28 protein-coding genes are annotated in these 26,629 nt (G+C 71.6%); 21 read left to right on the top strand and 7 right to left on the bottom strand.

All coding sequences use genetic code 11. The features are described from left to right. Positions 1–68: 68 nt before the first annotated feature. Complete coding sequence (gene tkt, locus ACFZBX_RS13955; protein WP_391533840.1) at positions 69–2,165, bottom strand: transketolase; 2,097 nt, start codon at positions 2,163–2,165, stop codon at positions 69–71. 500 nt (positions 2,166–2,665) lie between these two features. Between tkt and ACFZBX_RS13950 the strand changes: the two genes are divergently transcribed. Beyond that, a complete protein-coding gene (locus ACFZBX_RS13950; protein WP_391533838.1) occupies positions 2,666–3,607 on the top strand; it encodes a heme o synthase in 942 nt (313 codons plus the stop codon). A gap of 101 nt (positions 3,608–3,708) precedes the next feature. Here the strand turns inward: ACFZBX_RS13950 and ACFZBX_RS13945 are convergent, their stop codons facing one another. Then, positions 3,709–4,350 (bottom strand): DUF2461 domain-containing protein, encoded by a 642-nt coding sequence (locus tag ACFZBX_RS13945; RefSeq protein ID WP_391533836.1) that lies wholly within the window; start codon positions 4,348–4,350, stop codon positions 3,709–3,711. Positions 4,351–4,422: 72 nt separating this feature from the next. Here ACFZBX_RS13945 and ACFZBX_RS13940 point away from each other — a divergent pair, with 72 nt between their 5' ends. The 3 genes from ACFZBX_RS13940 (at position 4,423) to ACFZBX_RS13930 (ending at position 5,392) form a co-directional block, all read left to right on the top strand. Further along, positions 4,423–4,761: a hypothetical protein gene (locus tag ACFZBX_RS13940; RefSeq protein WP_391533835.1), complete on the top strand. Its 339-nt coding sequence runs from the start codon at positions 4,423–4,425 to the stop codon at positions 4,759–4,761. Positions 4,762–4,826: 65 nt separating this feature from the next. Continuing rightward, complete coding sequence (locus tag ACFZBX_RS13935; RefSeq protein WP_391533834.1) at positions 4,827–5,108, top strand: hypothetical protein; 282 nt, start codon at positions 4,827–4,829, stop codon at positions 5,106–5,108. After that, entirely contained in the window at positions 5,105–5,392 is a 288-nt protein-coding gene (locus tag ACFZBX_RS13930; protein ID WP_391533833.1) for a hypothetical protein, read from the top strand. The genes ACFZBX_RS13935 and ACFZBX_RS13930 overlap by 4 nt, the downstream gene beginning before the upstream one ends. A gap of 93 nt (positions 5,393–5,485) precedes the next feature. On the opposite strand, the gene ACFZBX_RS13925 is transcribed toward ACFZBX_RS13930, so the two are convergent. Continuing rightward, positions 5,486–6,475: a heme A synthase gene (locus ACFZBX_RS13925; RefSeq protein WP_391533832.1), complete on the bottom strand. Its 990-nt coding sequence runs from the start codon at positions 6,473–6,475 to the stop codon at positions 5,486–5,488. 246 nt (positions 6,476–6,721) lie between these two features. On the opposite strand from ACFZBX_RS13925, the gene ACFZBX_RS13920 reads away from it, so the two are divergent. Together ACFZBX_RS13920 and ACFZBX_RS13915 are read left to right on the top strand one after the other, a co-directional pair. Beyond that, entirely contained in the window at positions 6,722–8,113 is a 1,392-nt protein-coding gene (locus tag ACFZBX_RS13920; RefSeq protein WP_391533830.1) for a choice-of-anchor A family protein, read from the top strand. A 329-nt stretch (positions 8,114–8,442) separates the two neighbouring features. After that, entirely contained in the window at positions 8,443–9,216 is a 774-nt protein-coding gene (locus ACFZBX_RS13915; protein WP_391533828.1) for an LAETG motif-containing sortase-dependent surface protein, read from the top strand. A 75-nt stretch (positions 9,217–9,291) separates the two neighbouring features. On the opposite strand, the gene ACFZBX_RS13910 is transcribed toward ACFZBX_RS13915, so the two are convergent. Both ACFZBX_RS13910 and ACFZBX_RS13905 read right to left on the bottom strand, forming a co-directional pair. After that, positions 9,292–10,062: an ABC transporter permease gene (locus tag ACFZBX_RS13910; protein ID WP_391533826.1), complete on the bottom strand. Its 771-nt coding sequence runs from the start codon at positions 10,060–10,062 to the stop codon at positions 9,292–9,294. Next, positions 10,059–10,985 (bottom strand): ABC transporter ATP-binding protein, encoded by a 927-nt coding sequence (locus ACFZBX_RS13905; RefSeq protein ID WP_391533825.1) that lies wholly within the window; start codon positions 10,983–10,985, stop codon positions 10,059–10,061. The genes ACFZBX_RS13910 and ACFZBX_RS13905 overlap by 4 nt, the downstream gene beginning before the upstream one ends. Positions 10,986–11,149: 164 nt before the next feature. Here ACFZBX_RS13905 and ACFZBX_RS13900 point away from each other — a divergent pair, with 164 nt between their 5' ends. The 14 genes from ACFZBX_RS13900 to ACFZBX_RS13835 all read left to right on the top strand — a co-directional run bounded on the left by ACFZBX_RS13900 (position 11,150) and on the right by ACFZBX_RS13835 (position 23,998). Further along, a complete protein-coding gene (locus tag ACFZBX_RS13900) occupies positions 11,150–11,995 on the top strand; it encodes a helix-turn-helix transcriptional regulator (RefSeq protein WP_391533824.1) in 846 nt (281 codons plus the stop codon). Between the two features lie 9 nt (positions 11,996–12,004). Beyond that, a complete protein-coding gene (sufB, locus tag ACFZBX_RS13895; RefSeq protein WP_350552691.1) occupies positions 12,005–13,420 on the top strand; it encodes a Fe-S cluster assembly protein SufB in 1,416 nt (471 codons plus the stop codon). A 61-nt stretch (positions 13,421–13,481) separates the two neighbouring features. After that, positions 13,482–14,729 carry a Fe-S cluster assembly protein SufD gene (gene sufD, locus ACFZBX_RS13890; protein WP_391533821.1) on the top strand — a complete coding sequence of 416 codons (1,248 nt, stop codon included), beginning with the start codon at positions 13,482–13,484 and terminating at the stop codon, positions 14,727–14,729. A 5-nt stretch (positions 14,730–14,734) separates the two neighbouring features. Then, on the top strand, positions 14,735–15,052 hold the full coding sequence (locus ACFZBX_RS13885; protein ID WP_344324904.1) for a bifunctional 3-phenylpropionate/cinnamic acid dioxygenase ferredoxin subunit: 318 nt from the start codon (positions 14,735–14,737) through the stop codon (positions 15,050–15,052). A gap of 6 nt (positions 15,053–15,058) precedes the next feature. Beyond that, positions 15,059–15,823: a Fe-S cluster assembly ATPase SufC gene (gene sufC, locus ACFZBX_RS13880; RefSeq protein WP_380763917.1), complete on the top strand. Its 765-nt coding sequence runs from the start codon at positions 15,059–15,061 to the stop codon at positions 15,821–15,823. A 23-nt stretch (positions 15,824–15,846) separates the two neighbouring features. Further along, on the top strand, positions 15,847–17,094 hold the full coding sequence (locus ACFZBX_RS13875; RefSeq protein WP_380763922.1) for a cysteine desulfurase: 1,248 nt from the start codon (positions 15,847–15,849) through the stop codon (positions 17,092–17,094). 20 nt (positions 17,095–17,114) lie between these two features. Continuing rightward, positions 17,115–17,567, top strand: coding sequence for a Fe-S cluster assembly sulfur transfer protein SufU (gene sufU / locus ACFZBX_RS13870; protein ID WP_344324910.1), 453 nt, complete (start codon positions 17,115–17,117; stop codon positions 17,565–17,567). A gap of 9 nt (positions 17,568–17,576) precedes the next feature. After that, positions 17,577–17,954 (top strand): metal-sulfur cluster assembly factor, encoded by a 378-nt coding sequence (locus ACFZBX_RS13865; RefSeq protein ID WP_391533820.1) that lies wholly within the window; start codon positions 17,577–17,579, stop codon positions 17,952–17,954. Positions 17,955–18,169: 215 nt separating this feature from the next. Next, the gene (locus tag ACFZBX_RS13860) at positions 18,170–19,486 is read left to right on the top strand and encodes a helix-turn-helix domain-containing protein (RefSeq protein ID WP_391533818.1); all 1,317 of its coding nucleotides are present in this window, start codon (positions 18,170–18,172) and stop codon (positions 19,484–19,486) included. Between the two features lie 104 nt (positions 19,487–19,590). Further along, a complete protein-coding gene (locus ACFZBX_RS13855; protein WP_391533817.1) occupies positions 19,591–19,797 on the top strand; it encodes a hypothetical protein in 207 nt (68 codons plus the stop codon). 61 nt (positions 19,798–19,858) lie between these two features. Continuing rightward, positions 19,859–20,599, top strand: a complete 741-nt coding sequence (locus ACFZBX_RS13850; RefSeq protein WP_391533816.1) for a hypothetical protein — start codon at positions 19,859–19,861, stop codon at positions 20,597–20,599. A gap of 2 nt (positions 20,600–20,601) precedes the next feature. After that, entirely contained in the window at positions 20,602–21,906 is a 1,305-nt protein-coding gene (locus ACFZBX_RS13845) for a UDP-N-acetylglucosamine 1-carboxyvinyltransferase (RefSeq protein ID WP_391533815.1), read from the top strand. A 2-nt stretch (positions 21,907–21,908) separates the two neighbouring features. Then, a complete protein-coding gene (locus ACFZBX_RS13840) occupies positions 21,909–22,952 on the top strand; it encodes a serine hydrolase domain-containing protein (RefSeq protein ID WP_391533814.1) in 1,044 nt (347 codons plus the stop codon). Positions 22,953–22,963: 11 nt separating this feature from the next. Beyond that, positions 22,964–23,998 (top strand): UDP-N-acetylmuramate dehydrogenase, encoded by a 1,035-nt coding sequence (locus ACFZBX_RS13835; RefSeq protein WP_391533812.1) that lies wholly within the window; start codon positions 22,964–22,966, stop codon positions 23,996–23,998. A 297-nt stretch (positions 23,999–24,295) separates the two neighbouring features. On the opposite strand, the gene ACFZBX_RS13830 is transcribed toward ACFZBX_RS13835, so the two are convergent. Beyond that, positions 24,296–25,141 (bottom strand): hypothetical protein, encoded by an 846-nt coding sequence (locus ACFZBX_RS13830; RefSeq protein ID WP_391533811.1) that lies wholly within the window; start codon positions 25,139–25,141, stop codon positions 24,296–24,298. Positions 25,142–25,277: 136 nt separating this feature from the next. Between ACFZBX_RS13830 and ACFZBX_RS13825 the strand changes: the two genes are divergently transcribed. Beyond that, entirely contained in the window at positions 25,278–26,114 is an 837-nt protein-coding gene (locus ACFZBX_RS13825) for a hypothetical protein (protein ID WP_391533809.1), read from the top strand. On the opposite strand, the gene ACFZBX_RS13820 is transcribed toward ACFZBX_RS13825, so the two are convergent. Then, complete coding sequence (locus tag ACFZBX_RS13820) at positions 26,098–26,529, bottom strand: NUDIX domain-containing protein (protein WP_391533808.1); 432 nt, start codon at positions 26,527–26,529, stop codon at positions 26,098–26,100. The two genes, ACFZBX_RS13825 and ACFZBX_RS13820, sit on opposite strands and share 17 nt — an antisense overlap. Positions 26,530–26,629 lie beyond the last annotated feature (100 nt).

The following is a 26,629-nucleotide window of genomic DNA, read 5'->3' as shown; positions in this document are numbered from 1 at the left end:
CGTGCTGTGGGGTGGTGTGGGGGCGGGCCGGGGCGCCGGTGTGCGGTCGGCGCCCCGGCCCGGTGCCGCTAGCGGTTGACGGCCTCGAGCGAGCGCAGCGCGTTGTGGGCCTCGGCGACCACGCGCTCGGCGGTGATGCCGAACTCCTCGAAGAGCACCTTGTAGTCGGCGGAGGCGCCGAAGTGCTCCAGCGAGACGATCCGGCCGTGGTCGCCGACCAGCTCGCGCCAGCCCTGGGCGATGCCGGCCTCGACCGAGACGCGGGCCTTGACCGACGGCGGCAGCACGCTGTCGCGGTAGGCCTGGTCCTGCTCCTGGAACCACTCGAAGGACGGCAGCGAGACGACCCGGGTGGCGATGCCCTCGGCCTCCAGGACCTCGCGGGCCTTGACGGCCAGCTGGACCTCGGAGCCGGTGCCGAGCAGGATCACCTGCGGGGTGCCGGTGGAGGCCTCGGCCAGGACGTAGCCGCCCTTCGCGGTGCCCTCGGCGCTGCCGAAGGACGCGCGGTCGAAGGTCGGGACGTTCTGGCGGGTGAGCGCCAGGCCGACCGGGCCGGGGTGGGTGGTCTGCCGCTCGACGACCGTGCGCCAGGCGACGGCGGTCTCGTTGGCGTCGGCCGGGCGGACCACGGACAGGCCCGGGATGGCGCGCAGCGAGGCCAGGTGCTCGACCGGCTGGTGGGTCGGGCCGTCCTCGCCGAGGCCGATGGAGTCGTGCGTCCACACGTAGGTGACCGGCAGCTTCATCAGGGCGGCCAGGCGGACGGCCGGGCGCATGTAGTCGGCGAAGACCAGGAAGGTGCCGCCGTAGACGCGGGTCCTCCCGTGCAGCGCGATGCCGTTCATGGTGGAGCCCATGGCGTGCTCGCGGATGCCGAAGTGGATGGTGCGGCCGTAGGGGCCGGCCGTCTTCAGCGGGTTGCCCTCGGGGAGGAAGGAGCTGTCCTCGTCGATGGTGGTGAGGTTGGACTCGGCGAGGTCGGCCGAGCCGCCCCACAGCTCCGGGATCACCGCGCCGAGGGCCTTGAGGGTCTCGCCGCTGGCCTTGCGGGTGGCGACGTCCTTGCCGGCCTCGAAGACCGGGACGGCCTTCTTCCAGCCCTCGGGCAGCTCGCCGGCCTCGATGCGGTCGAACTCGGCGGCCCGCGACGGGTTGGCGGTGCGCCAGGCGTCGAAGGTCTGCTGCCACTCGGCGCGGGCGGCCTTGCCGCGCTTGACGACCAGCCGGGCGTGTTCGATGACCTGGTCACTGACCTCGAAGGTCTTCTCCGGGTCGAAGCCCAGGACCTTCTTGGTGGCGGCGATCTCGGCGGCGCCGAGCGCGGAGCCGTGGGCCTTGGCGGTGTTCTGGGCGTCCGGGGCCGGCCAGGCGATGATCGTGCGCATGGCGATCATCGACGGGCGGGAGGTCTCGGCCTTGGCGGCGGCCAGCGCCTCGGCGAGCGCGGCGACGTCGATGTCGCCGTTGGCCTTCGGCGTGACGCGCTGGACGTGCCAGCCGTACGCCTCGTAGCGCTTGAGGACGTCCTCGGAGAAGGCGGTCTCGGTGTCGCCCTCGATCGAGATGTGGTTGTCGTCGTACAGGGCGACCAGGTTGCCGAGCTTCTGGTGGCCGGCCAGCGAGGAGGCCTCGGCGGAGATGCCCTCCTCCAGGTCGCCGTCGGAGACGACGGCCCAGACGGTGTGGTCGAACGGCGACTCGCCGGCCGGGGCGTCCGGGTCGAACAGGCCGCGCTCGAAGCGGGCGGCCATCGCCATGCCCACGGCGTTGGCGATGCCCTGGCCGAGCGGGCCGGTGGTGGTCTCGACGCCGGCGGTGTGGCCGTGCTCGGGGTGGCCCGGGGTGCGGCTGCCCGCCACCCGGAACGCCTTGAGGTCGTCGAGCTCCAGGCCGTAGCCGGAGAAGTAGAGCTGGGTGTAGAGCGTCAGGCTGGTGTGACCGGGGGAGAGGACGAACCGGTCACGGCCGACCCAGGCGGGGTCGGTGGGGTCGTGGCGCAGGAAGCGCTGGAAGATCAGGTAGGCGGCCGGGGCCAGGGACATGGCGGTCCCGGGGTGCCCGTTGCCGACCTTCTGTACCGCGTCCATCGCCAGGACGCGGGCCGTGTCGACGGTCCGCTCGTCGAGGTCCGACCACTCGAATGCATTCGGCGTCGTGCTCACCCTGTCTCAGGGCTCCTTCCATGGTGAAGAGTGACCCCGTGAGGGACCGGGTCGGCCACGTCGCTGGGGCCGGACGCTGTGGTGGTGCCGGTCACGGAGGGTAGATCCCGCTTCTTTGGGCGAGCCTACCGTCCGGGCCGGGGCTCACCCTCCGTGGTGGGACAACTCAGGCATGTTGGCCGTCATTCCCCGGACGGTCCGTGGACGACCGTGCGCCGCGGCGGCCGGGCCCTTTGTCCACCCTCGCCCGGATCCGTCCGGTTCGCCTCTCCGGGCCGCGGCAGGGCGGAGCGGCGGCCCCGCGGGGGCCGCGACGGCAACGTTCCAGGTCGGGACGGCGGGGGTTCACCCGGGGGTGTGCGTTCCGCCTCGCCGGGGCACCCCGGGGCCGGTGGGGAGATATGGAGCGTCTAAGGTGGCGTGGTACGCGCAGAGCGGACGATTCGGGAGACAACGTTCCGGTGGCCGCCTGTGAGGATTCATCTTCAGTTGGGGTGTTAGTGACCGCCGTCGAATCCCGTCCCGCCGGGGTCACCGGGGCGACGCCTGCGCAACGGCCGTTCGGGGCCCGTGTCGGCGCCTTCGTCGCACTGACCAAACCGCGGATCATCGAGCTGCTGCTGATCACCACGGTGCCGGTGATGTTCCTCGCGGAACGCGGTGTGCCGGACCTGCTGCTGGTGCTGAAGGTGGTCCTCGGCGGGTACCTCTCGGCGGGCGGCGCCAACGCCCTCAACATGTACATCGACCGCGACATCGACGCGGTGATGTCCCGCACCGAGCGCCGGCCGATCGTCACCGGCATGGTCTCGCCGCGCGAGGCGCTGGTGTTCGGCATCGCGCTCGGCGTGCTGTCGACGGTCTGGCTGGGCGTCCTGGTCAACTGGCTGTCCTCGGCGCTGGCGCTCGGCGCCCTGCTCTTCTACGTGTTCGTCTACACGCTGGGGCTGAAGCGGCGCACCGCGCAGAACATCGTCTGGGGCGGGATCGCCGGCTGCATGCCGGTCTTCGTCGGCTGGGCGGCCGTCACCAACTCGCTCTCCTGGTCGGCGCTGGTGCTGTTCCTGGTGATCTTCTTCTGGACGCCGCCGCACTACTGGCCGCTGTCGATGAAGGTCCGCGAGGACTACGCCCGGGCCGGGGTGCCGATGCTGCCGGTGATCAAGGGCAACCTGGCGGTCGCCAAGCAGATCGTCGCCTACTCCTGGGTGATGGTGGGGGTCTCGCTGCTGCTGTGGCCGCTGGCCGAGACCAGCTGGCTCTACCCGGTGTCGGCGGTGCTGCTCGGCGCGGCCTGGCTCAAGGAGGCGCACGCGCTGTACGGGCGGGCCAAGGCCGGGGTGGTGGGCGCCAAGCTCAAGGAGATGCGGCTGTTCCACTGGTCGATCACCTACCTGACGCTGCTGTTCGTGGTGATCGCGGTGGATCCGTTCGTGAAGTGACGCGCTGAAGTGACGCGCTGAAGAGATGTGCTGAAGAGAAGGCCCCGGTCGATCCGACCGGGGCCTTCCTCCTCTTCCGGGTGCCCGGCCTTTCCGGGCGCTCAGCGGGACGGGAGTTCGGAGGGGCCGACGTGGCCGTCCAGCCAGTCCTTGAGGGGCTGGGAGGCCCGCAGGAATCCGGTGATCCGGTCGTAGGCGGCCCGGGTGCCCAGCCAGGGCTCCGGGGCCCACTCCTGCCACGCGATCAGCCCCTTGTGGCGGAGCAGGGCGATCCGCGGGTGGTCCTTGGGGTAGCCGCGCGGGGCGGACTTCAGGGAGTCCCGGCCGACCACCTCGGGCCCGGCCTTGCGGACCCGGGCGACCACCCGCTCCAGTTCGGCGCCGGAGACGTCCTCGGCGACCGCGGCGCGGTAGCGCTCCAGTTGGTCGGCGGCGAGCTGGTACAGCCCGTTGCCACAGGCCAGGCCGTCGGCGGAGAGCTGGACGTAGCCGCCGGCCCGCAGGTGGGCGCCGATGTGGGTCTTGTACGGGGACTTGTCGGCGCTGAACCGGACGTCGCGGTTGGGGCGGAAGATCTTTCCCGGCCCGAACTCGGGTTCCAGCTCGGCGAGCAGCAGCTCCATGGGCTCCCGTACGGCGTGCTCGTACCGGTCCTTGTGGGACTGCCAGAAGGTCTTGGAGTTGTCGGCTTCGAGGTGCTCGTAGAAGTCGAGGGCCTCGGCCGGCCAGCCGTCGAAGGTCACCCCCTCAGTATGTGGCCCGGTGCACACGGCGCTCCCGTCGCCAGTACCCCTACCGCTGGGTAGCATGCGGGCATGAGCAGCGCAGAGACCGCCACCCCCGCCGCGCCGGACGCCCGCGCCGAGCGCCGTGCCAAGCGCATCGCCAAGAACCTCACCGCCTTCGCCGAGCAGCACGGCGGCAGTGCCGACGGCGTCGTGGAGTACGTCGGCGCGGTCGCCACCCGGATCGTGGTGGTCGGCGCCGACGGCACCTGGGGCGACCAGGTCGCGCCCAGCTTCGCGGTGGGCCGCCGGGCCGCCGAGCTGGCCGGGATCACCCTGCACGACGACTTCGAGGGCGAGCTCGGCCTGCGCGTGAAGACCGGCGAGTACGAGTGGAAGCGGATGGCCGGCATCCAACTCGGCGGCTGACCCCTCCGGTTCCGGGAGGGGAGACTGGTATCAGTCCCGCCCGCACGAGACCCTTCGGAGGAACGATGAGCGCAGCGCCCCTGCACGGTCACCACGACGGCCGGCAACCCGTCCCGCGAACCCAGGACGGCGTCGCCGCCGCGTTGCCCCCGGCGCAGCGGATGGAGTTCTACCGGGAAATGGGCGAAGCCGACGTCGAGACGATCGGCGGCGTGCTGAAGCGCTGGTGGCTGCGCGCGGAGCTGTACCAAGACCCGGAGGGCGACCGCATTCACGCCGCCGTCCAGGCCGGTGCCGCCCCTGGTACGCCCGCGTCCGCAGTCCTGCGCCGTCTCGGGGCGCAGTGAGCGACTGCACCGAGTTCCCGGACGACGACCCGATCACCCTTTCCCCGGCCGTCGAGGAGCTTCTCGGCGACCCGGGCACGCCGGCGGACGTCTTCTCGGCCGTCGTGGCGTTGATCGTCGAGCTGCGCGAGAACCCCTTCCCCCACCTGAGCATGCCGGTCCCGGGACGGCCGGGCATGCACTCGGCGCCTCTGCGCCGGGATCTGGGACTGATGGAGTACGCGGTGGACGAAGGGCAGGAGCCGCCGCGGATCTACGTGTCGCGGATTCTGCGAGCGGACTGAGCAGGCTGCCGCCGCCGGCCGCAGCAGTAGCAGTAGCGACTCTGGCCCCACCGCTTGGGAGGTGGGGCCAGAGTCGCTTCCGAGATCTTCTTGTCAGGCCGTGGCGGGCTGGGGCGCCCGGGGGGCGGGGGCCTCGGCGCTTGCCTCCGCGTCCTCGCGGGTGCGCAGGGCGAGGGGGATGCGCAGGGCGGCGATCCAGATCAGCGTGGCGCCGAGCATGTGGAGGCCGACCAGGAGCTCGGGGACGTCGGTGAAGTACTGGACGAAGCCGATCACGCCCTGGAGCAGCAGGCCGACCAGCAGCTCGCGGGCCCGGGCCTTGGCGGCCGGCGGGGCCTTGACGGCGGCGAAGACGAAGATCACCGCGATCGAGAGGCCGATCGAGACGAAGGCCAGGTCGGCGTGGGCCTGGGCGAGGCGGTCGTAGTCCAGCGGGATGCGCGGGACCATCTTGTTGTCCCGGGGCGTGCCGGGGTGGTGGCCGGCGCCGGTGACCAGGGTGCCGGCGGCCACCAGCAGGCCGATCGCGCCGACCAGCACGTAGCTGAGCCTCCTGATCGGCTCGGCCACCAGCGGGCGGGCCGGGCCGTCGCCCTCCTTGCTGCGCTCCCACATCAGGGTCGCGACCCAGACCAGGGCCATCGCGGCGATCAGGTGCAGCGCCACCGTGTAGGGGTTGAGGCCGGTCAGCACGGTGATGCCGCCGAGCACGGCGTTGCTCATCACGAGCCAGAACTGGGCCCAGCCGAGCTTGGACAGGCCGCGCCGCCAGGGCCGGGAGCAGCGGGCGGCGAGGATCGCCCAGCCGACGGCGGCGCTCAGTACGTAGGTGAGCATCCGGTTGGCGAACTCGATGACGCCGTGGAAGCCCATCTCGGCGGTCGGCGTGAGGCTCTCGTCGGTGCAGCGCGGCCAGGTGGTGCAGCCGAGGCCGGAGGCGGTGAGGCGGACGGCACCGCCGGTGACGACGATCACCACGCTCATCACCAGCGCGGCGAACGCGGCGCGCTTGACCACGGCGGCGGAGGGCTGCCAGCGCTCGGCGAGCAGGGAGAAGGGGGTGGTGTTAGGCACGGCGTCCATGGTATGCGGCCTTACAGGCGATCTTGGCGCGGGGCGGACGCCGTCGCTCCGACTGAGCGACGGAGCTTTCCCATGTCGACTTAGAGGTAAACCCACTGGATGCAAAGAGGGCGCAAAAAGGACTGTTCGGGCAACGCGGTCATTGGTCTTGACCATTCACCCATTTGGCCGAAAGAGTGCGGGTTGGTCCATACCTTTTTCAGGTGGACCCCTCCCACCCCCCGCACGTAAGCGGAGATCCTGCACATGCGCATATCCGTCCCCGCCGCAGCGCTCGCGCTCGGTGGATCACTCGTACTGGCCGGGCTCGTAGCCCCGGCCACCGCCCACGCAGCCGACCCGAACCAGTGCCTGAGCCTCGGGGTCGCCAACCTCTACGGTGAGTTCGTCGAGGGCGACGACACCCATACGCCGGACGCCGAGGGTGCGGTGGCGGTCGGCGGCAACGCCGACTTCACCGGCGGCTTCTCGGTCGGCCAGGAACTGACCGCCGACCAGGTCAAGGCGCTGCCCGGCGGAAACGCCCTGGTCGTGGCGGGCAAGCTGACCGGGCACAACACCCAGGTGATGAAGGGCAACGGCGTCTACGGCGCGAAGACCGAGGCCGATGTGCTCCAGGCCCACCAGGGCAGCATCGCCCAGGGCGCCTCGCCGATCGACTTCGCCGCCGAGTTCGCCAAGGCCCGCTCCGTCGCCACCACGCTGGCGGGGCTGCCGCAGACCGCCGGCGCCACGGTCGAGGCCAAGGGCAAGGAGCTCTACCTCACCAGCGGCGACGCGAAGTTCAACAGCTTCACGGTCCCCGCCGCCACCCTTCAGGGCGCCACCGACATCTACGTGAAGGTGCCGGCCGGCGCGGTCACCGTGGTCACCGTGACCGGCTCGTCGTACGACCAGGCCGCCGCGAAGACCACCGGCTTCCACCTGTGGGACGAGGGCAAGAAGGCCTACGTCCTGGACGACAAGCTGCAGAGCGCGCACGGCGGTGCCATCCGCTCCAAGCTGCTCTGGAACTTCCCGACCGCCACCAAGGTGGTCAAGAGCAGCCAGGCCGCCTGGTCCGGCACCGTGCTGGCGCCGAACGCCGCGTTCGACCTCGGCTCGGCCGCCCCGGTGAACGGCTCGGTCATCGTCAAGTCGCTGACCGGCAAGGGCGGTGCGGAGACGCACCACTACCCCTTCACCGGCTGCCTGCCGGGCACCGTGCCGCCCACCACGCCGCCGACCACCCCGGCCACCACGCCGCCGGTGGTGGTGCCGACCGGTACGCCGTCCGCCACCACCACACCGTCGACGCCGGCCACCCCGGGCACCACCGGGACGCCGAGCACCCCGCCGGCCACCCCGGGCACCCCCGGTCCGTCCGTGACGCCGGGCGTTTCGGGCAGCCCGTCCGCGTCGGGTACGGCCAAGCCGTCCGCGGGCGCCTCGGCGAGCCCGTCGGCCTCCGCGTCCGGCGCGGCGGTCGTGGCGGGCGCCTCGGCCGGCCCGTCGGCCCAGGCCAACGCCGGCGGCGACCTCGCCCACACCGGTTCCGGCCCGGTCGTGCCGCTGGCGATCGGCGGCGCGGTGGTCATCGCCGCCGGTGGCGCGCTGGTCCTGGTCGCGCGTCGGCGCAAGGCGGCCGGCCAGGTCTGAGTCCGCCACGGGGCGACGTCGGACCGATAACGGTCCGAACTGCCCGATCAGGCACCCCCGGTGATCGCGAACGATCACCGGGGGTCGCGCTTTTCGGCCACTGTGACAGAGTTCATTTCAAGTTGGCCGAAGCGGTGTCGTCCGAGGCAGCGGGTGTGATGGGCTGCCGATGCACATGCGGGTGCGGACGGATAGAGGAATTCCGGCCGCGCAGCGGGGTGTGGAGGGGTACGGGGGTGCCGGTAGAGTCCCCCGGACAGTCGTAGCGGGCCACCGCTGTTCCACTCAACGCGCCTGCTGCACAAGACCGTTCGGAGGGGACAAACGAGATGGCGCGACAGCGGCGGCAGACAGTGATCGGAACCGGCGCGGCGATCGCGGGAACGGCGGCGGCCGCGGCCCTGCTGCCGGTGGTGCTGGCGACCAGCGCCTCGGCCCACGTGCCGACCTGGCAGGTGACCTGCGACAAGGTCGTGATCGACCTGACGAACTACAGCCCCGATGCGAACATCAAGAACGCCGTCAGCCTGACCGTCGGCGGCGAGAAGCTGCTCGACCAGCAGGTGTTCGGCAAGGAGTTCCACCAGACCTTTCCGGTGAAGGCGCACAACGAGCCGGTCAGCGCCACCCTCGTGGTGACCACCACCGAGGACCCCAAGAACAACGACTGGAACAAGACCGAGACCAGGACGATCCCGGTCTGCGCGACCCCGACGCCCACCCCGACGCCGACGCCGACTCCCACCCCGACGCCGACGCCGACCCCCACGCCCACCCCGACGCCGACGCCGACTCCCACGCCGACGCCGACGCCGACGCTCACCCCGACGCCGACCCCGACCCCCACGCCCACCCGTACGGCGACGCCGACCCCGACGCCCACCCCGACCCGTACGGCGACGCCCACCCCCACCCCCAGCCGCACGGCGACGCCCACGCCGACCCCGACGCCGACCCAGACCCCGGTCGCCCCGGCGCTCGCCCAGACCGGTAGCAGCGACGCCACCCCGGTCATCGCCGCCGTCGGCGGCGGCGTGGTCGTGCTCGGCGGCGCCCTCCTCCTGCTCGCCCGCCGCCGTCGCACCGACGGCACCGAGGGCTGACCCGGAGCACCCGGCCACAACGGCGACGGCCCCCGGCTCATCCACCGAGCCGGGGGCCGTCGCCGTCGGGTGCGGCTACTCCCAGCGGAAGAAGCGCGCGGCGGCGGCGAGGGCGGCGACCGCCCACACGGCGAGGATGCCCAGGTCGGCCCAGGGGGTGCCGGCGCCGGTCTGCAGGACGGCGCGCAGACCGTCGGAGAGGGCGGCGATCGGGAGGAGCTCCAGGGCGGACTGGACGGCGCCGGGGAACTTCGAGAGCGGGACGATCACCCCGCCGGCCAGCAGCAGCAGGATGAAGACCAGGTTGGCGGCGGCCAGGGTGGCCTCGGCGCGCAGGGTGCCGGCCATCAGCAGGCCGAGGCCGGAGAAGGCGGCGGTGCCGAGGACGAGGAGGGCGGCAACGGTGAGCGGGTTGCCCTGCGGGGACCAGCCGAGCGCCAGCGCGATCACCGACAGCAGCGCCACCTGGAGCGCCTCGGTGACCAGGACGCAGCCGGTCTTCGCGGTGAGCAGCGCCCAGCGGGGGAGCGGGCTGGCGCCCAGCCGCTTGAGCACGCCGTAGCGGCGCTCGAAGCCGGTGGCGATGGCCTGGCCGGTGAACGCGGTGGACATCACCGCGAGCGCGAGCAGCCCCGGGGCGAGGAAGTCGACCCGCTTGCCCGGCCCCTCGACGGCGACGATGTCGACGGCGGAGAACAGCACCAGCAGCACCGTCGGGATGACCACGGTGAGCAGCAGCTGCTCGCCGTTGCGCAGCAGCATCCGGGTCTCGAACGCGGTCTGCGCGAGCAGCATCCGGCCGACCGGCGCGGCACCGGGCTTCGGGGCGTAGTCGGTGGTGGTCATGAACGCAGGTCCCGTCCGGTCAGGTCGAGGAAGACGTCTTCGAGGCTGCGGCGCTGCACCGCGAGCCGTTCGGGCAGCACCCCGCCGGCCGCGCACCAGGCGGTGACGGTGGCCAGCAGCTGCGGGTCGACCGGTGCCTCGATGCGGTAGCCGCCCGGCGTGGTCTCGGCGGCGGTGGCGCCCTCGGGCAGCTCCTTGAGCAGGGTGGCGAGGTCGAGGCCGGGCGGGCCGTCGAAGCGCACCGTGGACTCGGCGCCGCCGCGGCAGAGCTCCTCCGGGGTGCCCTCGGTGATCACCCGGCCGCGGTCGACGATCGCGACCCGGTCGGCGAGCTGCTCGGCCTCCTCCATGTGGTGGGTGGTGACCACCACGGTGACGCCGTCCCGGCGCAGGTCGCGGACCAGCTCCCAGGTGGCGCGGCGGGCCTGCGGGTCCAGGCCCGCGGTCGGCTCGTCCAGGAAGACCAGCTCGGGGCGGCCGACCACGGCCATCGCCAGGGCGAGCCGCTGCTGCTGTCCGCCGGAGAGCCGGCGGTAGGTGGTGCGGCCGCAGGAGCCGAGGCCGAGCCGCTCGACCAGCGCGTCTACGTCCAGCGGGTGGGCGTGCAGTCTGGCGGTGTGCCGCAGCATCTCGACGGCGCGGGCCCCCGCGTAGACGCCGCCGGACTGCAGCATCACACCGATCCTGGGGCGCAGCCCGGCGCCCTGGGCGACCGGGTCCAGGCCGAGCACGCGCACCGTGCCGGCGTCGGGGCGGCGGTAGCCCTCGCAGGTCTCGATGGTGGTGGTCTTCCCGGCGCCGTTGGGGCCGAGGACGGCCGTGACGGTGCCGCGCGCGATGCTGAGGTCGAGACCGTCCACCGCGGGCTTGTCCCCGTAGCGCTTGACCAGCCCGGTGATCTGGACCGCGGGTTCGGATTGCATACGGGTGAGTCTAAGAGGCCCCAACAGGCCGTTTGCACACTGGGCTTGATCACTTCATCCGCAGGTCAGGTAAGGCTTACCTGCGTGACAGATGACACGGGTGAGGCCTGGATCACGGCTTGTCCCGGCGGAAGTAATTACGCAACACTGGTGTTGTGAAAAACATGCGCGAGCACCCCACGCAGCAGGAGGCCGAGTCGGCCCCCGGCTGCGCCGTGCCCGCGACGGCGGCCGAGGTGCTGCTGGACGGCCACCGCGCCACCCGCGACCGGGTCGCCCGCTCCATCCTGGACCACGGCCCCTCCTCCGCCGCCGACCTGGCGAGCCGGCTCGGCCTCACCGCCGCCGCCGTCCGCCGTCACCTGGACGGCCTGACCGCCGCCGGCCTGGTCGAGTCCCGGGAGCAGAAGGTCTACGGCAGCCGCGGCCGGGGCCGCCCGGCCAAGGTCTTCGCCCTCACCGACGCCGGCCGGGACGCCTTCTACCAGGAGTACGACCAGCTCGCCGCCGACGCCCTGCGCTGGATCTCCGACTCGGTCGGCGGCGGCAAGGCCGGCGAGGAGGCGGTCGCCGCCTTCGCCCGGGCCCGGTTCGGCCGGCAGGCGGAGAAGTACCTGGAGGCCCTGCGCACCACCGGGGCGGCGGAGCGCACCGAGGCACTGGCCCAGGCGCTGAGTGCCGACGGGTACGCTGCCACGGTGCGGAGGGTCCCGTCGGCCGCGGCGAAGGCCCCGGCGGGCGCCCAGCTCTGCCAGCACCACTGCCCGGTCGCGCACATCGCCGAGCAGTTCCCGCAGCTCTGCGAGGCGGAGACCGAGGTCTTCTCCCAGCTGCTGGGCACCCATGTGCAACGGCTGGCCACCATCGCCCACGGCGACGGGGTCTGCACCACCTATGTGCCGGCACCCGGTGCCGCATCGTCGCCCGCCCTGCGCACCGCCGCGGGCCGGGACACCGGTGCCGCGCCGACTGCCGGTACGTCCACCGAAGATTCAGCGTCCGCGCGTTAGGAAGCCCGCATGACTGACACCGTTTCGCACCCCGAGCTCGAAGGCCTGGGCACTTACGAGTACGGCTGGGCCGACTCGGACGTGGCCGGCGCCGCCGCCAAGCGCGGACTGAACGAGGACGTCGTCCGCGACATCTCGGCCAAGAAGAACGAGTCCGAGTGGATGCTGAACCTGCGTCTCAAGGGCCTCAAGCTGTTCGGGAAGAAGCCCATGCCGACCTGGGGCTCCGACCTGTCCGGCATCGACTTCGACAACATCAAGTACTTCGTCCGCTCCACCGAGAAGCAGGCCGAGTCCTGGGAGGACCTGCCGGCGGACATCAAGGCGACGTACGACAAGCTCGGCATCCCGGAGGCGGAGAAGCAGCGCCTGGTCGCCGGCGTCGCCGCCCAGTACGAGTCCGAGGTCGTCTACCACCAGATCCGCGAGGACCTGGAGGAGCAGGGCGTCATCTTCCTGGACACCGACACCGCGCTGCGCGAGCACCCGGAGATCTTCAAGGAGTACTTCGGCACCGTCATCCCGGCCGGTGACAACAAGTTCGCCGCGCTGAACACGGCGGTCTGGTCCGGCGGCTCCTTCATCTACGTGCCGAAGGGCGTGCACGTCGACATCCCGCTCCAGGCCTACTTCCGGATCAACACCGAGAACATGGGCCAGTTCGAGCGGACGCTGATCATCGTCGACGAGGACGCCTACGTCCACTACGTCGAGGGCTGCACCGCGCCGATCTACTCCTCCGACTCGCTGCACTCGGCGGTCGTGGAGATCATCGTCAAGAAGGGCGGCCGCTGCCGCTACACGACCATCCAGAACTGGTCGAACAACGTCTACAACCTGGTCACCAAGCGCGCCGTGGCGTACGAGGGCGCGACCATGGAGTGGATCGACGGCAACATCGGCTCCAAGGTCACCATGAAGTACCCGGCCGTCTACCTGATGGGCGAGCACGCCAAGGGCGAGACCCTGTCCATCGCCTTCGCCGGCGAGGGTCAGCACCAGGACGCCGGCGCCAAGATGGTCCACATGGCGCCGAACACCTCCTCCAACATCGTCTCCAAGTCGGTGGCCCGGGGCGGCGGCCGCACCTCGTACCGCGGTCTGATCGAGATCGGCGAGGGCTCCAAGGGCGCCAAGTCCAACGTGCTCTGCGACGCGCTGCTGGTCGACACGATCTCGCGCTCGGACACCTACCCGTACGTGGACGTCCGCGAGGACGACGTGTCCATGGGCCACGAGGCCACCGTCTCCAAGGTCAGCGAGGACCAGCTCTTCTACCTGATGAGCCGCGGCATGACCGAGTTCGAGGCCATGGCGATGATCGTCCGCGGCTTCGTCGAGCCCATCGCGCGCGAGCTGCCGATGGAGTACGCGCTGGAGCTGAACCGGCTGATCGAGCTGCAGATGGAGGGGTCCGTCGGCTGACCCGCCGACCGCCCCGCCCGTCCATCGAACGTTTTTGAGGAAGAGAGCACAACGAACAGCCATGGCTGACACGCCTTTGAATGTCACCGGGAACACCACCGGCTCCACCACCGCCGGTTCGATCGAGGTCGGCACCGCCGGCGCCGGCGCCCAGCTGGCCGGCCCCGGAACCGGCCGGGACAGCGTCCGGCAGCCGATCGACGCCCGCGTCGCGGTCGAGCCGTCCTTCGACGTCGCGGACTTCCCGGTGCCCACCGGCCGCGAGGAGGACTGGCGGTTCACGCCGCTGCACCGCCTCGGCGGCCTGCACGACGGGACCGCCGTCGAGGCCGAGAAGGGCGAGGACAAGGTCGAGCTGAGCCTGCCCGAGGGCGTCACCGCCGAGACCGTCGGCCGTGACGACGCCCGCCTCGGCAAGGCCGGCAAGCCGGTCGACCGGGTCGCCGCGCAGGCGTTCAGCGCCTTCGAGCAGGCGCTCGTGGTCACCGTCCCCAAGGAGACGGTGCTCACCGAGCCGGTGCGGATCGACGTGCACGGCGAGGGCGGCACCCGCTTCGCCCACGTCGTCATCGACGTCAAGCCGTTCGCCGAGGCCGTCGTGGTGCTGGGCCACACCGGCACCGGCACCCGGGCCGCCAACGTCGAGCTGCTGCTCGGCGACGGTGCCAAGCTCACCTTCGTCTCCGTCCAGGACTGGGACCGCGACGCGGTGCACGCCGCCCAGCAGACCGCGCTGATCGGCCGCGACGCCTCGCTGAAGTCCGTCGTCGTCACCTTCGGCGGCGATGTGGTCCGCCTCCACCCGCGGGTGAACTACGCCGCGCCCGGCGGCGAGGCCGAGCTGTTCGGCCTCTACTTCGCCGACGCCGGCCAGCACCTGGAGCACCGGCTGGTCATCGACCACGACACCCCGCACTGCCGCTCCAACGTCGTCTACAAGGGCGCGCTGCAGGGCCAGGACGCGCACGCCGTGTGGATCGGCGACGTGCTGATCCGCGCCGCCGCCGAGGGCACCGACACCTACGAGCACAACCGCAACCTGGTGCTCACCGACGGTGCCCGGGTCGACTCCGTGCCGAACCTGGAGATCGAGACCGGCGAGATCGTCGGCGCCGGCCACGCCTCCGCCACCGGCCGCTTCGACGACGAGCAGCTCTTCTACCTGCAGTCCCGCGGCATCCCGGCCGACGAGGCCCGCCGCCTGGTGGTGCGCGGCTTCTTCGCCGAGCTGGTCCAGCAGATCGGCGTCGCCGAGATCCAGGACCAGCTCATGGAGAAGATCGAGGCCGAGCTGGAAGCGGCGGTCTGACCCCCATGAGCTTCCTTCGCGCCTGCGCGCTGAGCGAACTGGCTGAGGACGTGCCCAAGCGCGTCGACCTCAACGGCGTCCCGGTCGCTGTCGTCCGCACCGACGAGGGGGTGTTCGCGATCAACGACATCTGCTCGCACGCGAACGTCTCGCTCTCCGAGGGCGAGGTCGAGGACTGCATGATCGAGTGCTGGCTGCACGGCTCCAGCTTCGACCTGCGCACCGGCAAGCCCTCCGGCCTGCCCGCCACCAAGCCGGTCGCTGTCTACCCCGTAAAGATCGAAGGGGACGATGTGCTCGTCTCCGTCAACCAGGAGTCCTGAGTACACATGGCTACCCTTGAAATCCGCGACCTGCACGTCTCCGTCGAGGCCGAGAACGGCCCGCGGGAGATCCTGAAGGGCGTCGACCTGACCGTGAAGCAGGGCGAGACCCACGCCATCATGGGTCCGAACGGCTCCGGCAAGTCCACCCTGGCCTACTCGCTCGCCGGCCACCCCAAGTACACCGTCACCGGCGGGACCGTCCTGCTGGACGGCGAGGACGTCCTGGAGATGTCCGTCGACGAGCGCGCCCGGGCCGGCGTCTTCCTGGCCATGCAGTACCCGGTCGAGGTCCCCGGTGTCTCGGTCTCCAACTTCCTGCGCACCGCCGCCACCGCGGTCCGCGGCGAGGCCCCCAAGCTGCGCCTGTGGGTGAAGGAGGTCAAGGAGGCGATGGCCGCCCTCCAGATGGACCCGGCCTTCGCCGAGCGCAACGTCAACGAGGGCTTCTCCGGCGGCGAGAAGAAGCGCCACGAGATCCTCCAGCTGGAGCTGCTCAAGCCGAAGATCGCGATCCTCGACGAGACCGACTCCGGCCTGGACGTCGACGCGCTGCGGGTCGTCTCCGAGGGCATCAACCGCGTTCGTTCGACCGGTGAGGTGGGCACCCTCCTGGTCACCCACTACACCCGCATCCTGCGGTACATCAAGCCCGACCAGGTCCACGTCTTCGCGGGCGGCCGCATCGTCGAGTCCGGCGGCGCCGAGCTGGCCGACAAGCTGGAGGAGGAGGGCTACGAGGCCTATGTGAAGGGTGGCGCGTCCGAGTGACCCATACGCACGAGTCGGCGGTCCTGCCGGGCCTGCTCGACACCGACGCGATCCGCAAGGACTTCCCGGTCCTCCAGCGTCTGCTGCACGACGACAAGCCGCTGGTCTACCTGGACAACGCGGCCACCTCGCAGAAGCCCCGCCAGGTGCTCGACGCGCTGAACGCCTACTACGAGCGGCACAACGCCAACGTCCACCGCGGCGTGCACGTGCTCGCCGAGGAGGCCACGGCGCTGTACGAGGGCGCCCGGGACAAGGTCGCGGCGTTCGTCAACGCGCCGAGCCGCGACGAGGTGGTCTTCACCAAGAACGCCTCCGAGTCGCTCAACCTGGTCGCCAACATGCTGACCTGGGCGGACGAGCCGTACCGGGTGGACGCCGAGTCCGAGATCGTCATCACGGAGATGGAGCACCACTCCAACATCGTCCCGTGGCAGCTGCTCTCGCAGCGCACCGGCGCGAAGCTGAAGTGGTTCGGGCTGACCGACGAGGGCCGGCTCGACCTCTCCAACATCGACGAGCTGATCACCGAGAAGACCAAGGTGGTCTCCTTCACCCTGGTCTCCAACCTGCTCGGCACCGTCAACCCGGTCGAGGCGATCGTGCGCAAGGCGCAGGACGTCGGCGCGCTGGTCGTGATCGACGCCTCGCAGGCCGCGCCGCACATGGTGCTGGACGTCCAGGCGCTGGAGGCCGACTTCGTCGCCTTCACCGGCCACAAGATGCTGGCCCCGACCGGCATCGGCGTGCTCTGGGGCCGCCAGGAGCTGCTGGAGGACCTCCCGCCGTTCCTCGGCGGCGGCGAGATGATCGAGACCGTCACCATGGGCTCGTCCACCTACGCCCCGGCGCCGCACAAGTTCGAGGCCGGCACCCCGCCGATCGCCCAGGCGGTCGGGCTCGGCGCGGCCGTCGACTACCTGTCCGGCATCGGCATGGAGCGGATCGCCGCCCACGAGCACGCCATCACCGCGTACGCGGTCGAGCGGCTGCTGGAGGTCCCGGACCTGCGGATCATCGGCCCGCGCACGGCCGTCGACCGCGGCGCGGCGATCTCGTTCACGCTGGGTGACATCCACCCGCACGACGTGGGCCAGGTGCTCGACGAGCAGGGCATCGCGGTGCGCGTTGGCCACCACTGCGCGCGGCCGGTCTGCCTGCGGTACGGAATTCCGGCGACCACGCGGGCGTCGTTCTACCTGTACTCGACGCCGGGTGAGGTGGACGCGCTGATCGACGGCCTGCACCACGTCCGGAACTTCTTCGGCTGACGGGACGGGGCAACGCGACCATGAAGCTCGACTCGATGTACCAGGACATCATCCTGGACCACTACCGCAACCCGCACGGCAAGGGGCTGCGCGACGGTGACGCCGAGGTGCACCACGTCAACCCGACGTGCGGCGACGAGATCACCCTGCGGGTGAAGCTCGACGGAGCCACCGTCGCGGACGTCTCCTACGAGTCCCAGGGCTGTTCGATCAGCCAGGCCAGCGCCTCGGTGCTGAACGACCTGGTCGTCGGCAAGACCGTGGGCGAGGCGCAGGCGGTCCAGGAGGCCTTCCTGGAGCTGATGCAGAGCAAGGGCCAGGCCGAGGGCGACGAGGAGGTGCTGGAGGACGCCGTCGCGTTCGCCGGCGTCTCCAAGTACCCGGCCCGGGTCAAGTGCGCCCTGCTCAGCTGGATGGCCTGGAAGGACGCCACCGCCAAGGCCCTCGCCGAGCACCCCGCCGTCACCGACTGAGGACACCACATGAGCGACGAAACCACCTCCCCCGCGGAGGAGACGGCCGCCTCCGGCCCGGTCGGCACCAGCGCCGGCACCGTCTCCGTCGAGGACCTGACCGAGGCCCTGATGGACGTCGTCGACCCCGAACTGGGCATCGACGTCGTCAACCTCGGCCTGATCTACGGCGTCCACATCGACGAGTCCGACGTGGCCACCATCGACATGACCCTCACCTCGGCGGCCTGCCCGCTGACGGACGTCATCGAGGACCAGGCCAAGTCCGCCACCGACGGCCTCGTCCAGGACCTGCGCATCAACTGGGTCTGGATGCCGCCGTGGGGCCCGGACAAGATCACCGACGACGGCCGCGAGCAGCTCCGCGCCCTCGGCTTCAACGTCTGACGTCTTGGCTGCCGCCGCTGCCGCGCGAACCCCCGGGTTCGCGCGGCAGCGGCGTTTCCTGATCACCGAATGGTGCACATCCCCAGCCCACAGAATCACCCGCGCCCTCATGTCAAGCCCGCTCGACGTGCGCCGATCCGAAAGCGCTGCACCTGGCCCCGGCCATCGGTACGGTAGCGGTCCGTAGTGGCTTCAACACGGCATCAGGGGGCAACGTGGGGAGCAGCGGCATCACGTTCGGCAAGTTCATCGCGCTCCGTCGCGCCGAGATGGAGTGGACCCAGCTCCGCCTCGCTTCTGAACTCGACCGCAGCGAGGTCTGGATGTCACTGGTCGAACGGGACCTGCAACAGGTGAAGGACCTGACTCTGCTCCGGCGCCTCGCAGAGGTATTGAGCTGCAAGCTCACCGAGCTGATGGCCCTACCGCAACCGGCCTCCAACCGGCCGAAGTCCCGCCCCCGCAAGTCCACCTCCATTACGCTGACGAGCACTTCCGCTGCCGAGGAGGACGATGTGCGACGCCGCCCGTTCCTGACCCTGGCGGCTGCCGCCCTGTTCACCCCGGCCGTCGGCCGGCAGGCCGCGCACGCCGAGACCGTCTCACCGCTCGCCGGCCTGGAGGACCTGCTGCTCTACGGGGCGGGGCGGATTCCGACGCCCCGCAGCGAGCCGACCCGCGAATCCGTCGCCGCTTCGCTCCTGACGTCTCGTCTCGAGTTCAAGGCGGCCAAGTACGATGCCCTCGCCGAGGCCCTGCCGAGCCGAATCGCCGCCGCCCAGATGGTCGGCAGCATCGAGGAGCGGGCGCGCAACGTCGCCCAGCTCTACAACCTCGCGGTTCGGCTGTGCATCAAGATCGGCGACAACAACCTGGTGGCCATCACCGCCGACCGCGCGCTCACCGCCGCGCGGGACGGCGGCGACCCGCTGGTGGTCGCCGAGGCTCAGCGGATGGTCTCCAGCGCCTGGCGCCGCCAGGGCAGCCTGGCGCGGGCAACCGACATCGTGGTGGTCGCTGCCGAGGACCTCCTCGCCGACACCACGGTGCCCGAGTCCGCCCGCCTGGCCGTCCGTGGCGACCTGTATGCCACCGCGGCCTACACCGCCGCGAAGACCGGCGACCGCGCTTACGCGCACTCGCTGATCCGCGAAGCCGCCGACAGCGCCGCTGTTGCCGGCCGGACCTCCGGCTTGGTGGACGGTGTCCAAGGCGTCGCCTTGCACGAGTTGTCGGTGCACTACGAGCTCGGCGACGCCGGCCGGGCGATCGAGCTGGCCTCCACGATCGACCCCACCGCGCTGCCGACCGCCGAGCGGCAAGCCCGCTTCTTCACCGACGTGGCCCGCGCGTTCGACCAGTGGGGCAAGCCCGAACAGTGCTACCGGGCTCTGCTGGCCGCCGAGGAGACAGCCCCGCAGGAGATCCGCCGGGGTGCCGTCCGCGACCTCGCCACCACCCTGCTACGGCACGACCGCAAGCTGCCCGGTGTCCGGGACTTCGCCGCCCGGGCGGGCGTCCAGATCATCTGATCCGTAGCCGGACTACGGCCCGTAATCCGGCTACGGATCCGGCCCTTCGCCTGGCAGTTCACTGGGGAACGCCCACCCCTCCCGCTGCTGCCGAAGGCCCTCTCGTGTCAACACCCAGCACCTCTCCGCCGCCGGCCGGCCGGCGGCACGCCGCCCCGGCGGACCGCGACCGGCTCGGCACCTTCCTCACCGCCTCCTGGGTCGCCCTGCACCTGCCCGTTCTCGCCCTGCTCGGCGTCGCTGTCCACGACCACCCGGCCGAGGCCAGCCCCCGGATGGCGGCGACCGTGCCCGACCTGCGTGCCTCCTGAGGCCCAGGGGCCATCGCAACGGCCCCTTCTTCCGCTCGCTCGTCCGAGAGGAGATCCAGCCATGCACCGGCTGACCGACGCGCCCGCGCTGCACACCGAGCTGGACCGCATCGACTACCGCACCACCCCCGCGTACTACTTCGACACCGAGCACGTCACCGACCCGGTCGTGCTGGAGCTGCTGAACTGCTGCCCGACCGTATTCGGTATCAAGAAGGCCATCACCGACCTGCTGGTCGGCAACCTGGACATCCCGCTGCCGGAGGCGACCGGGATCATCGAGCCCGGCGCCCGCGTTCGGGGCCACGTGATCGTGGCGCCCGGGGCCGTCATCGCCGAAGGCGCGTTCGTCACCGGCCCGGTGCTGGTCTGCCCCGGCGCGGTGATCGAGGCCGGCGCCCGGGTGCGCGACAACACCGTCGTCGGCCCCGGCTGCCGGATCGGTTTCGGAGCCGAGGTCACCCGCTCACTGCTGACCGGCGGGGTGTTCATGAAGCACACCAGCTTCGTCGGCGACTCCGTGCTCGGCCTCGGCGTCAACATCGGCGCGTTCGTCTCCACCACCGGCCTGCGGGTCACCTCCGGGCCGGTCACCGAACCGGCCACTGAAGAGGTTTGCGCCCACCTCGACGGCCACCGAGTCGCCACCGGCCAGACCAAGTTCGGCGCGGTGGTCGGCGACGGCGTGATCGTCCCCGCCGGCACCGTCCTCCAGCCCGCGACCCTGATCGGCGCGCACACCCTGCTCTACCCGAAGACCCAGGTCGGGGGCTTCTTCCCGGCCGGAAGCCAGGGAAGGTGACCATGCCCACCACCGGCATCACCCCGACGGCCGACCAGCGGGCTGTCCGGATCACCGGGGGCCGCCGCCTGGCCGGCACCGCCACCGTCCAGGGCAGCAAGAACATCGCCCTGCACCTGTACGCCGCCGCGATCCTCGCCGACGACCCGCTGACCCTCCTCGGCGCCCCCGAGATCCTGGACACCTCGGTCGTCGCCGACATCCTGCGCCGCACCGGCACCCGCGCCACCCTGACCGGCGACGAGTTCGCCACCCGGCCCGCCGACTCCTACTTCCCCGTCATCCCGGACGACCTCGGACGACGCATCCGCACCACCGCCGTGATGGGCGGCGCTCTGCTGGCCCGCGTCGGCAAGGTCACCTTCCCCACTCCTGGCGGGGACGCCTTCTGCGCCCGCTACATCGACCGGCACCTGGCCGCGATGGAAGCCGCCGGGGCCGAGGTCGAGGTGAACCGGGGTCGGGTGCGGGCCCGGTTCACCGGCAGGCGGCTGCCGTTCGCCACCGACGTGGAGACCCGCTCGTGGGGGCCGAGCCTGGGCGCGACGGTCACCGCCATGCTGCTGGCCGCCCGGACCCCGGGCACCTCCGCGATCCTCAACCCCAGCATGGAACCCGAGGTCACCCACACCGCCGCCCTGCTCTCGGAGGCCGGCGTCGGCATCGAGTGGCGCGGCAGGACCGCACTGAACGTCACCGGCACCGACCGCATCCGGGGCGGGGTGTTCACTGTGCCGCCGGACCGGCTGGAGGCCGCCACCCTCGCGCTGGCCGCCGCCATCACCGGCGGCACCGTCCACCTGGACGGCCTCCCGCCCGCCGCGTTCCCGGAGGGGCTGGTGTCGGTGTTCGCCGACGCCGGAATCCAGCTCGACCTGCTGGACGGCGGAACGGTCGTCAGCACCCCGGCCGGGCCACGGCCGGTACAGATGGCCACCGGCCCGCACCCGGGCTTTCCGACCGACGTGCAGCCGCAGCTGACCGCTTTCCTCACCCAGGCCGAGGGCGCCTCCCGCATCGACGAGCGGATCTACACCCAGCGCAACACCCACTTGCCGGCCCTGGCCGTGTTCGGCGCCGCCGTCAACGCGACCGGCTCGGTGATCACCGTCCGGGGCCGGTCCGCCCTCACCGGCGCCGACGTGGCCGGGGAGGACATCCGGGCGGTGACCGCGCTCGTGATCGCCGCTCTGGCCGCCGAGGGCACCTCTACGATCCGAGGGATGTACCACCTGCGGCGCGGATACGGCAGCCTGCTGCCGAAGTTGGCCGCGCTCGGTGCCCACCTGACGATCGACCAGGAGTAGCCGTGACCACCACCGCGCCGTGGACCCCGAACGCGCTCGCCGACCTGCGTGAGTGCCTGGACCTGATGACCGCCGACGGCACTGTACCCGGCGGCGTCATCACCCACGGCTCCTTCGATGCCGAACCCGGTTACCTGTCCTCCGGCGTCGTCGCCCCCGAGTGCGGCGATGCCCGGCCGGGGCCGGACACGGTGTACGACGTCGCGTCGCTGACGAAGGTGCTGGCCACCTGGCCGCTGGTTGGCACCGCGCTCGCCGAGGGCTTCACCCTGGACACCCCGGTGCGCGAGCTGCTGCCCGCCGTCGCGGCCGAGGCACCCAGCGGGCTGGTGACGGCCCGCCAGATCCTCTCTCACACCTCCGGCATCCGGGCCGACACCCGCCTCGACCAGTACCGCAACCGCCCCGGACCGCTGGCCGAGCTGATCTGCGGCGAAGACTTGATCGCCGAACCCGGAGCCGGCCACCGATACATCAACCGCGGCTTCATCCTCCTCGGCCTGGCCCTCGCCCAGTTCCACGGCCGCCGCCTGGACGAACTCGGCTCCGATCTCTGGCGCAGCCTCGGCATGACCAGCACCACGTACGGGCCAGTGGCCCGCTCCGCCCAGGTCGCCCCGACCGGGCAGCGGCTGAGCGGCGGGCCCCGGCTGTGGGGGCTGCCGCACGACGACAATGCCGCCCTGCTCGGCGGCGTCGCCGGCCACGCCGGGGTGTTCACCACCCCGGCCGACCTCGCCGCCTTCGCCACTCAGCTGCTGACCGCCTACTCGACCAGCGGCCTCCTGGGCCGCTGGCTCGCTGACAGCATGCAGCCGGTGGCTGCGATCGAGCCCGGCCTCGACCGGGGCCTGGCCTGGATTCTCGCCGACGAGGGCCGGGTCGCCTACCACCACGGCTTCACCGGCACCAGCCTCTACCTCGCCCCAGCCACTGGCCGCTTCCTGGCCATCTGCACCAACGCCGTCTACCACCACCAGGACAACCGCGCCCGACTCGCCCCACTCCGGGCCCTCGCCCTCAAGGCGATCACCGACGAACCCTAGGAGGGCCAACCGTGCCCGGCACCACTCTCGCGTCCTTGACCACCCTGCGGCTCGGGGGCCCTGCCGAGTACGTTCTGACGATCTCCACCCCCGCCGACTGGGCCGACGCCGTCAGGACCATCGGGCAGCGCCACGAACAGGCGCCCGTGGTGCTGGGCCACGGCAGCAACGTCATCGCCTCCGACGCCGGACACCCCGGCACCGTCGTCGTGATGAACACCCGGGGCATCACCGCCGCCCGCGTGGACGACACCACGGTCGACGTCACCGTGCAGGCCGGACACCCGCTCACCGACCTCACCGCTTGGGCCGCCACCGAGCACCTGGCCGGGATCGAGTGCCTGGCCGGGATACCCGGAACCACCGGGGCCGCGCCCGTTCAGAACGCCGGCGCCTACGGTCAGCAGATCTCCGACACCCTTGACCACCTGACGGTGTGGGACTGGGAGATGGGCCGCATGCGGACCCTGCCTGCTGAGGACTGCCGCCTGCGGCACCGCAACAGCCGGTTCAAGAGCAACGCCGGCCGCTGGACCGTCCTCACGGCGACGTTTCACCTCACCCGCTCGCCGGCCGCCGCCGTCGCCTACCAGCCGCTCGCGGACGAGCTCGGCGTCCCGATCGGCACCCGCCCGCCCGTCGCCGAGGTGACGGCCGCTGTCCTCGCCAACCGCCACCGCCGTGGACTCCTCCTTGTGCCCTACGGCCCCGCCGCCCGCCAGGCCGGATCGGTCTTCCTCAACCCGCCCGTCACCGCCACTCAGGCCGCCCGGTTGTCCGCCGCCGACTGTCCCGTCCACACCGACAGCGACGGGCAGGTGCGGGCCGGCGCCGGCTGGCTGCTGGAACACATCGGCTACCGCCCCGGCTACAGGATCGCAGACGGCATCCGCTGTTCGGATCGCCGCACCCTCACCCTCACCGCCCACGACGGAGCAACCGCAACGGGCTTCGCCCAAGCCCTCACCGAGCTCTCGGCCCAGGTCGAGGTCGCCACCGGGATCGCGCTCCACCCCGAGCCGGTGCTGGTCGGCACCTGGCCGTAAGGGCGGCGAGACCGGCTCGCCCGCCCGCATCCGCAGGCTCCAGAAGGACGGCAGCAAAGTACAGCAACCGGGTCCGTCCCGCAGTGACCTTCAACGCTCCTCGCACCATCCCTGAGCTGCACAGGTGACCTCAGCGACCACGTTGCCTGGGATATCGAGATCAGCACTGACAGATGGAAGTCGTGAGGGTGGAGGCGCAGTTGCCCGGGGCCTTCGAAGCCGCCGTGCCCCACCATCCACCCTCCGGCCCCTGCCATAGCCGCGTGGCGCTGGTGGAGCAGGGTGGGACAACGTGTCTCAGGCCGCGATGGGTGCAGGCCGGCTGCCGGTTGTCGCGGAGCAGAGGGCGGCTCGGACTCGGGCGGCGCCTGCGGTGGCCACGTCCGCGCCCTGGTGGGCCGTGGGGGTCCGGGTGGCCAGGCCGGCGCACGGGCGGCAGATGCCCGGTCGGGGTACGGGGTCGTGGCACTTCGCGCACTCGGCGTACCGGGCCGGCGGCTGTGCAACGGGCCGGGTGGGCGGCATCTTGTGCTCCAGGCGGTAGCGGAGCACGGCCGCTGCCGAGTGCACCGGGACGGGCAGGCCCGGCAGCAGGGCGTGGGCCATGTCGCCGGGGGTGCTGCCGCGCTCCAGCCACTCCGCGACCAGCGGCGCCAACTCCCTTGCCTCGGCCTCGCCCAGGCGCAGCCGGGGTTCGGGCCGGATCACCCGGAACAGGGTGGCCACCGCCTCGCGGAGCCTTTCGTCCAGGGGGAGGGAGGTTTCTTGCCTCCGGTTCTTTACTACAGGGCCGCCCGCGTCACCGGCGGCCCCTCCACCGGGTACCGGAGGGTCGGCACTCGGCGCGGAGCGCTGCGGAGTGTCGTAGACGTGGGTCTCGGAGCGGATCGTGCCGTCGGGCATGCGGATCTTCTCGACCCGGTAGTACCCGGCCTCGGTCAGTTCCTTCAACGCCTTGCGGATCGCGCCACGGCCCTGCGGACTGGTGTCGGCCATGTGCCGGCCGTCCTCCCGCCAGCCGTCGGGCCGGGAGAGGAGATCCGCCAGCAGGCCGCGGGCGGTGTAACTCAACCGCCGGTACTGCAACATGGCGTTGGGTAGCACGGTGAAGTCGCGCACGTGGGCGCTACGATGGACGCGCATCGGGAGGTCTCGCTCCTGTTGCCAGACCCCGGGGTGTTCCAGCACCGCCGGGGTCGCATGTTCTCTTTGAACACGGAACGTATCACGTCATTTGACGCAGCGTGAGGCCTTCGGTGGCCTCCGCTACCGTTGCCCCATGACGGATCTGCGCCGGGTGCCTGTGGACGAGGTGCTGGACCGGGTCGAAACCGCGTTGGCGACCCGGCTCGACCGCTCATCGGTGGTCCGCAAGCGCCGCTCCGTCGGCGCCCGCACCGAGCGCGGCACCTGGGTGCGGATCGAGCGGCGCGGGCTGGACCGGATCGGCACCCAGGGCGGGGACGGCACACCGTCGGCCGAGGCGCTGAGCGGCATCGCGAAGCCCGCATGGCTGGCCGCCATCGCCTGGCGGGACGAGGCCGAGCCGGTGATGTGGCGGGCCGACGAGACCCGCCTCCTGCCCTCCGAGCCAGTGGGGCCCGCAGTGTTGGCGCACGCACCCGAGCTACCTCCCGGTTGGTGGGCAGAGCTGAACTCCTCTCTGGATTCGCTCGCCCGGCAGCGGACGACCCGGATCGCCACGCCAGACACGGAGACGATCACCCAGGACCTGGTGACGCGGACGATCCGTCCGGTGTTCCCGGACGTCGACGCGACGGTGGCCGACTGGCATCCGGCACACGCGGACCTGAACTGGGCGAACGTGACGGCCCCGGAGTTCTGCGTCTTCGACTGGGAGGACTGGGGAATGGCTCCGCGCGGCCTGGACTCGGCCACCCTGTGGGCCGCGTCGCTCGCCGTCCCGGCCCTGGCCGACCGCGTCCGCTCCGAGCGGAGCGCCGACTTCGCGAGCCGGGGCGGCAAGTTGATGACACTCTTCGTCGCGGCGAAGATCCTCGGACCGCACGCACACCCCGAGGACCCCCGACTTGAGGGAGCCCGCGCACTGGCGGATCAGACGGTGAAGGAGCTCGCGACTACCTGGCAGCGGTGAGGTCCCCGCGTGCAACGGCCTCGCGGAGGACCGCGGCGATCTCCTGCGGCAGGAGGGTGACCGCGCCGAGGGCCTCGGCGGTCAGGGGGATCTCCTCCAGGAGGTACTCGCCCCGGCCCTCCTGGCTGAACTCGGGGCCGGTGCGGTTCTCGAAGTCCCACGTCTCGATGGTGGCGAGGTAGAAGTCCTGGCGCTCGCCGTCGGTTTCGATGCTGTGGAGGAGGCCGACGATCCGGGCCTCGCCCGCGACCTCCTCGCGCACCTCACGGCGGAGGGCGTCCTCGGGGCTCGCGTCGGTCGGCTCGACCTTGCCGCCGACGATCACCCAGTACGGGTCGATGCCGGGGCGGATACGCTTGATCAGCAGCATGGTGTCGTTCGGGGTGAGGAGGACGGCGCGGACGCGGTGCTGCATGGTGTGCTCTCTTTCTGAGCGGGTGCGGGTTTCCGATTGCTCAACGGCGCTGAGGCTTCGGGGCGTTGGGTGTCGGCCGCGTGCCGTTGCGCGCGGCCGA

Origin of the sequence: Kitasatospora sp. NPDC008115 (genome assembly GCF_042957205.1) — a bacterium.
Lineage (GTDB): Bacteria > Actinomycetota > Actinomycetes > Streptomycetales > Streptomycetaceae > Kitasatospora.
Note: the sequence above shows the minus strand (reverse complement) of the source record. Positions and strands in the feature narration are given on the sequence as shown.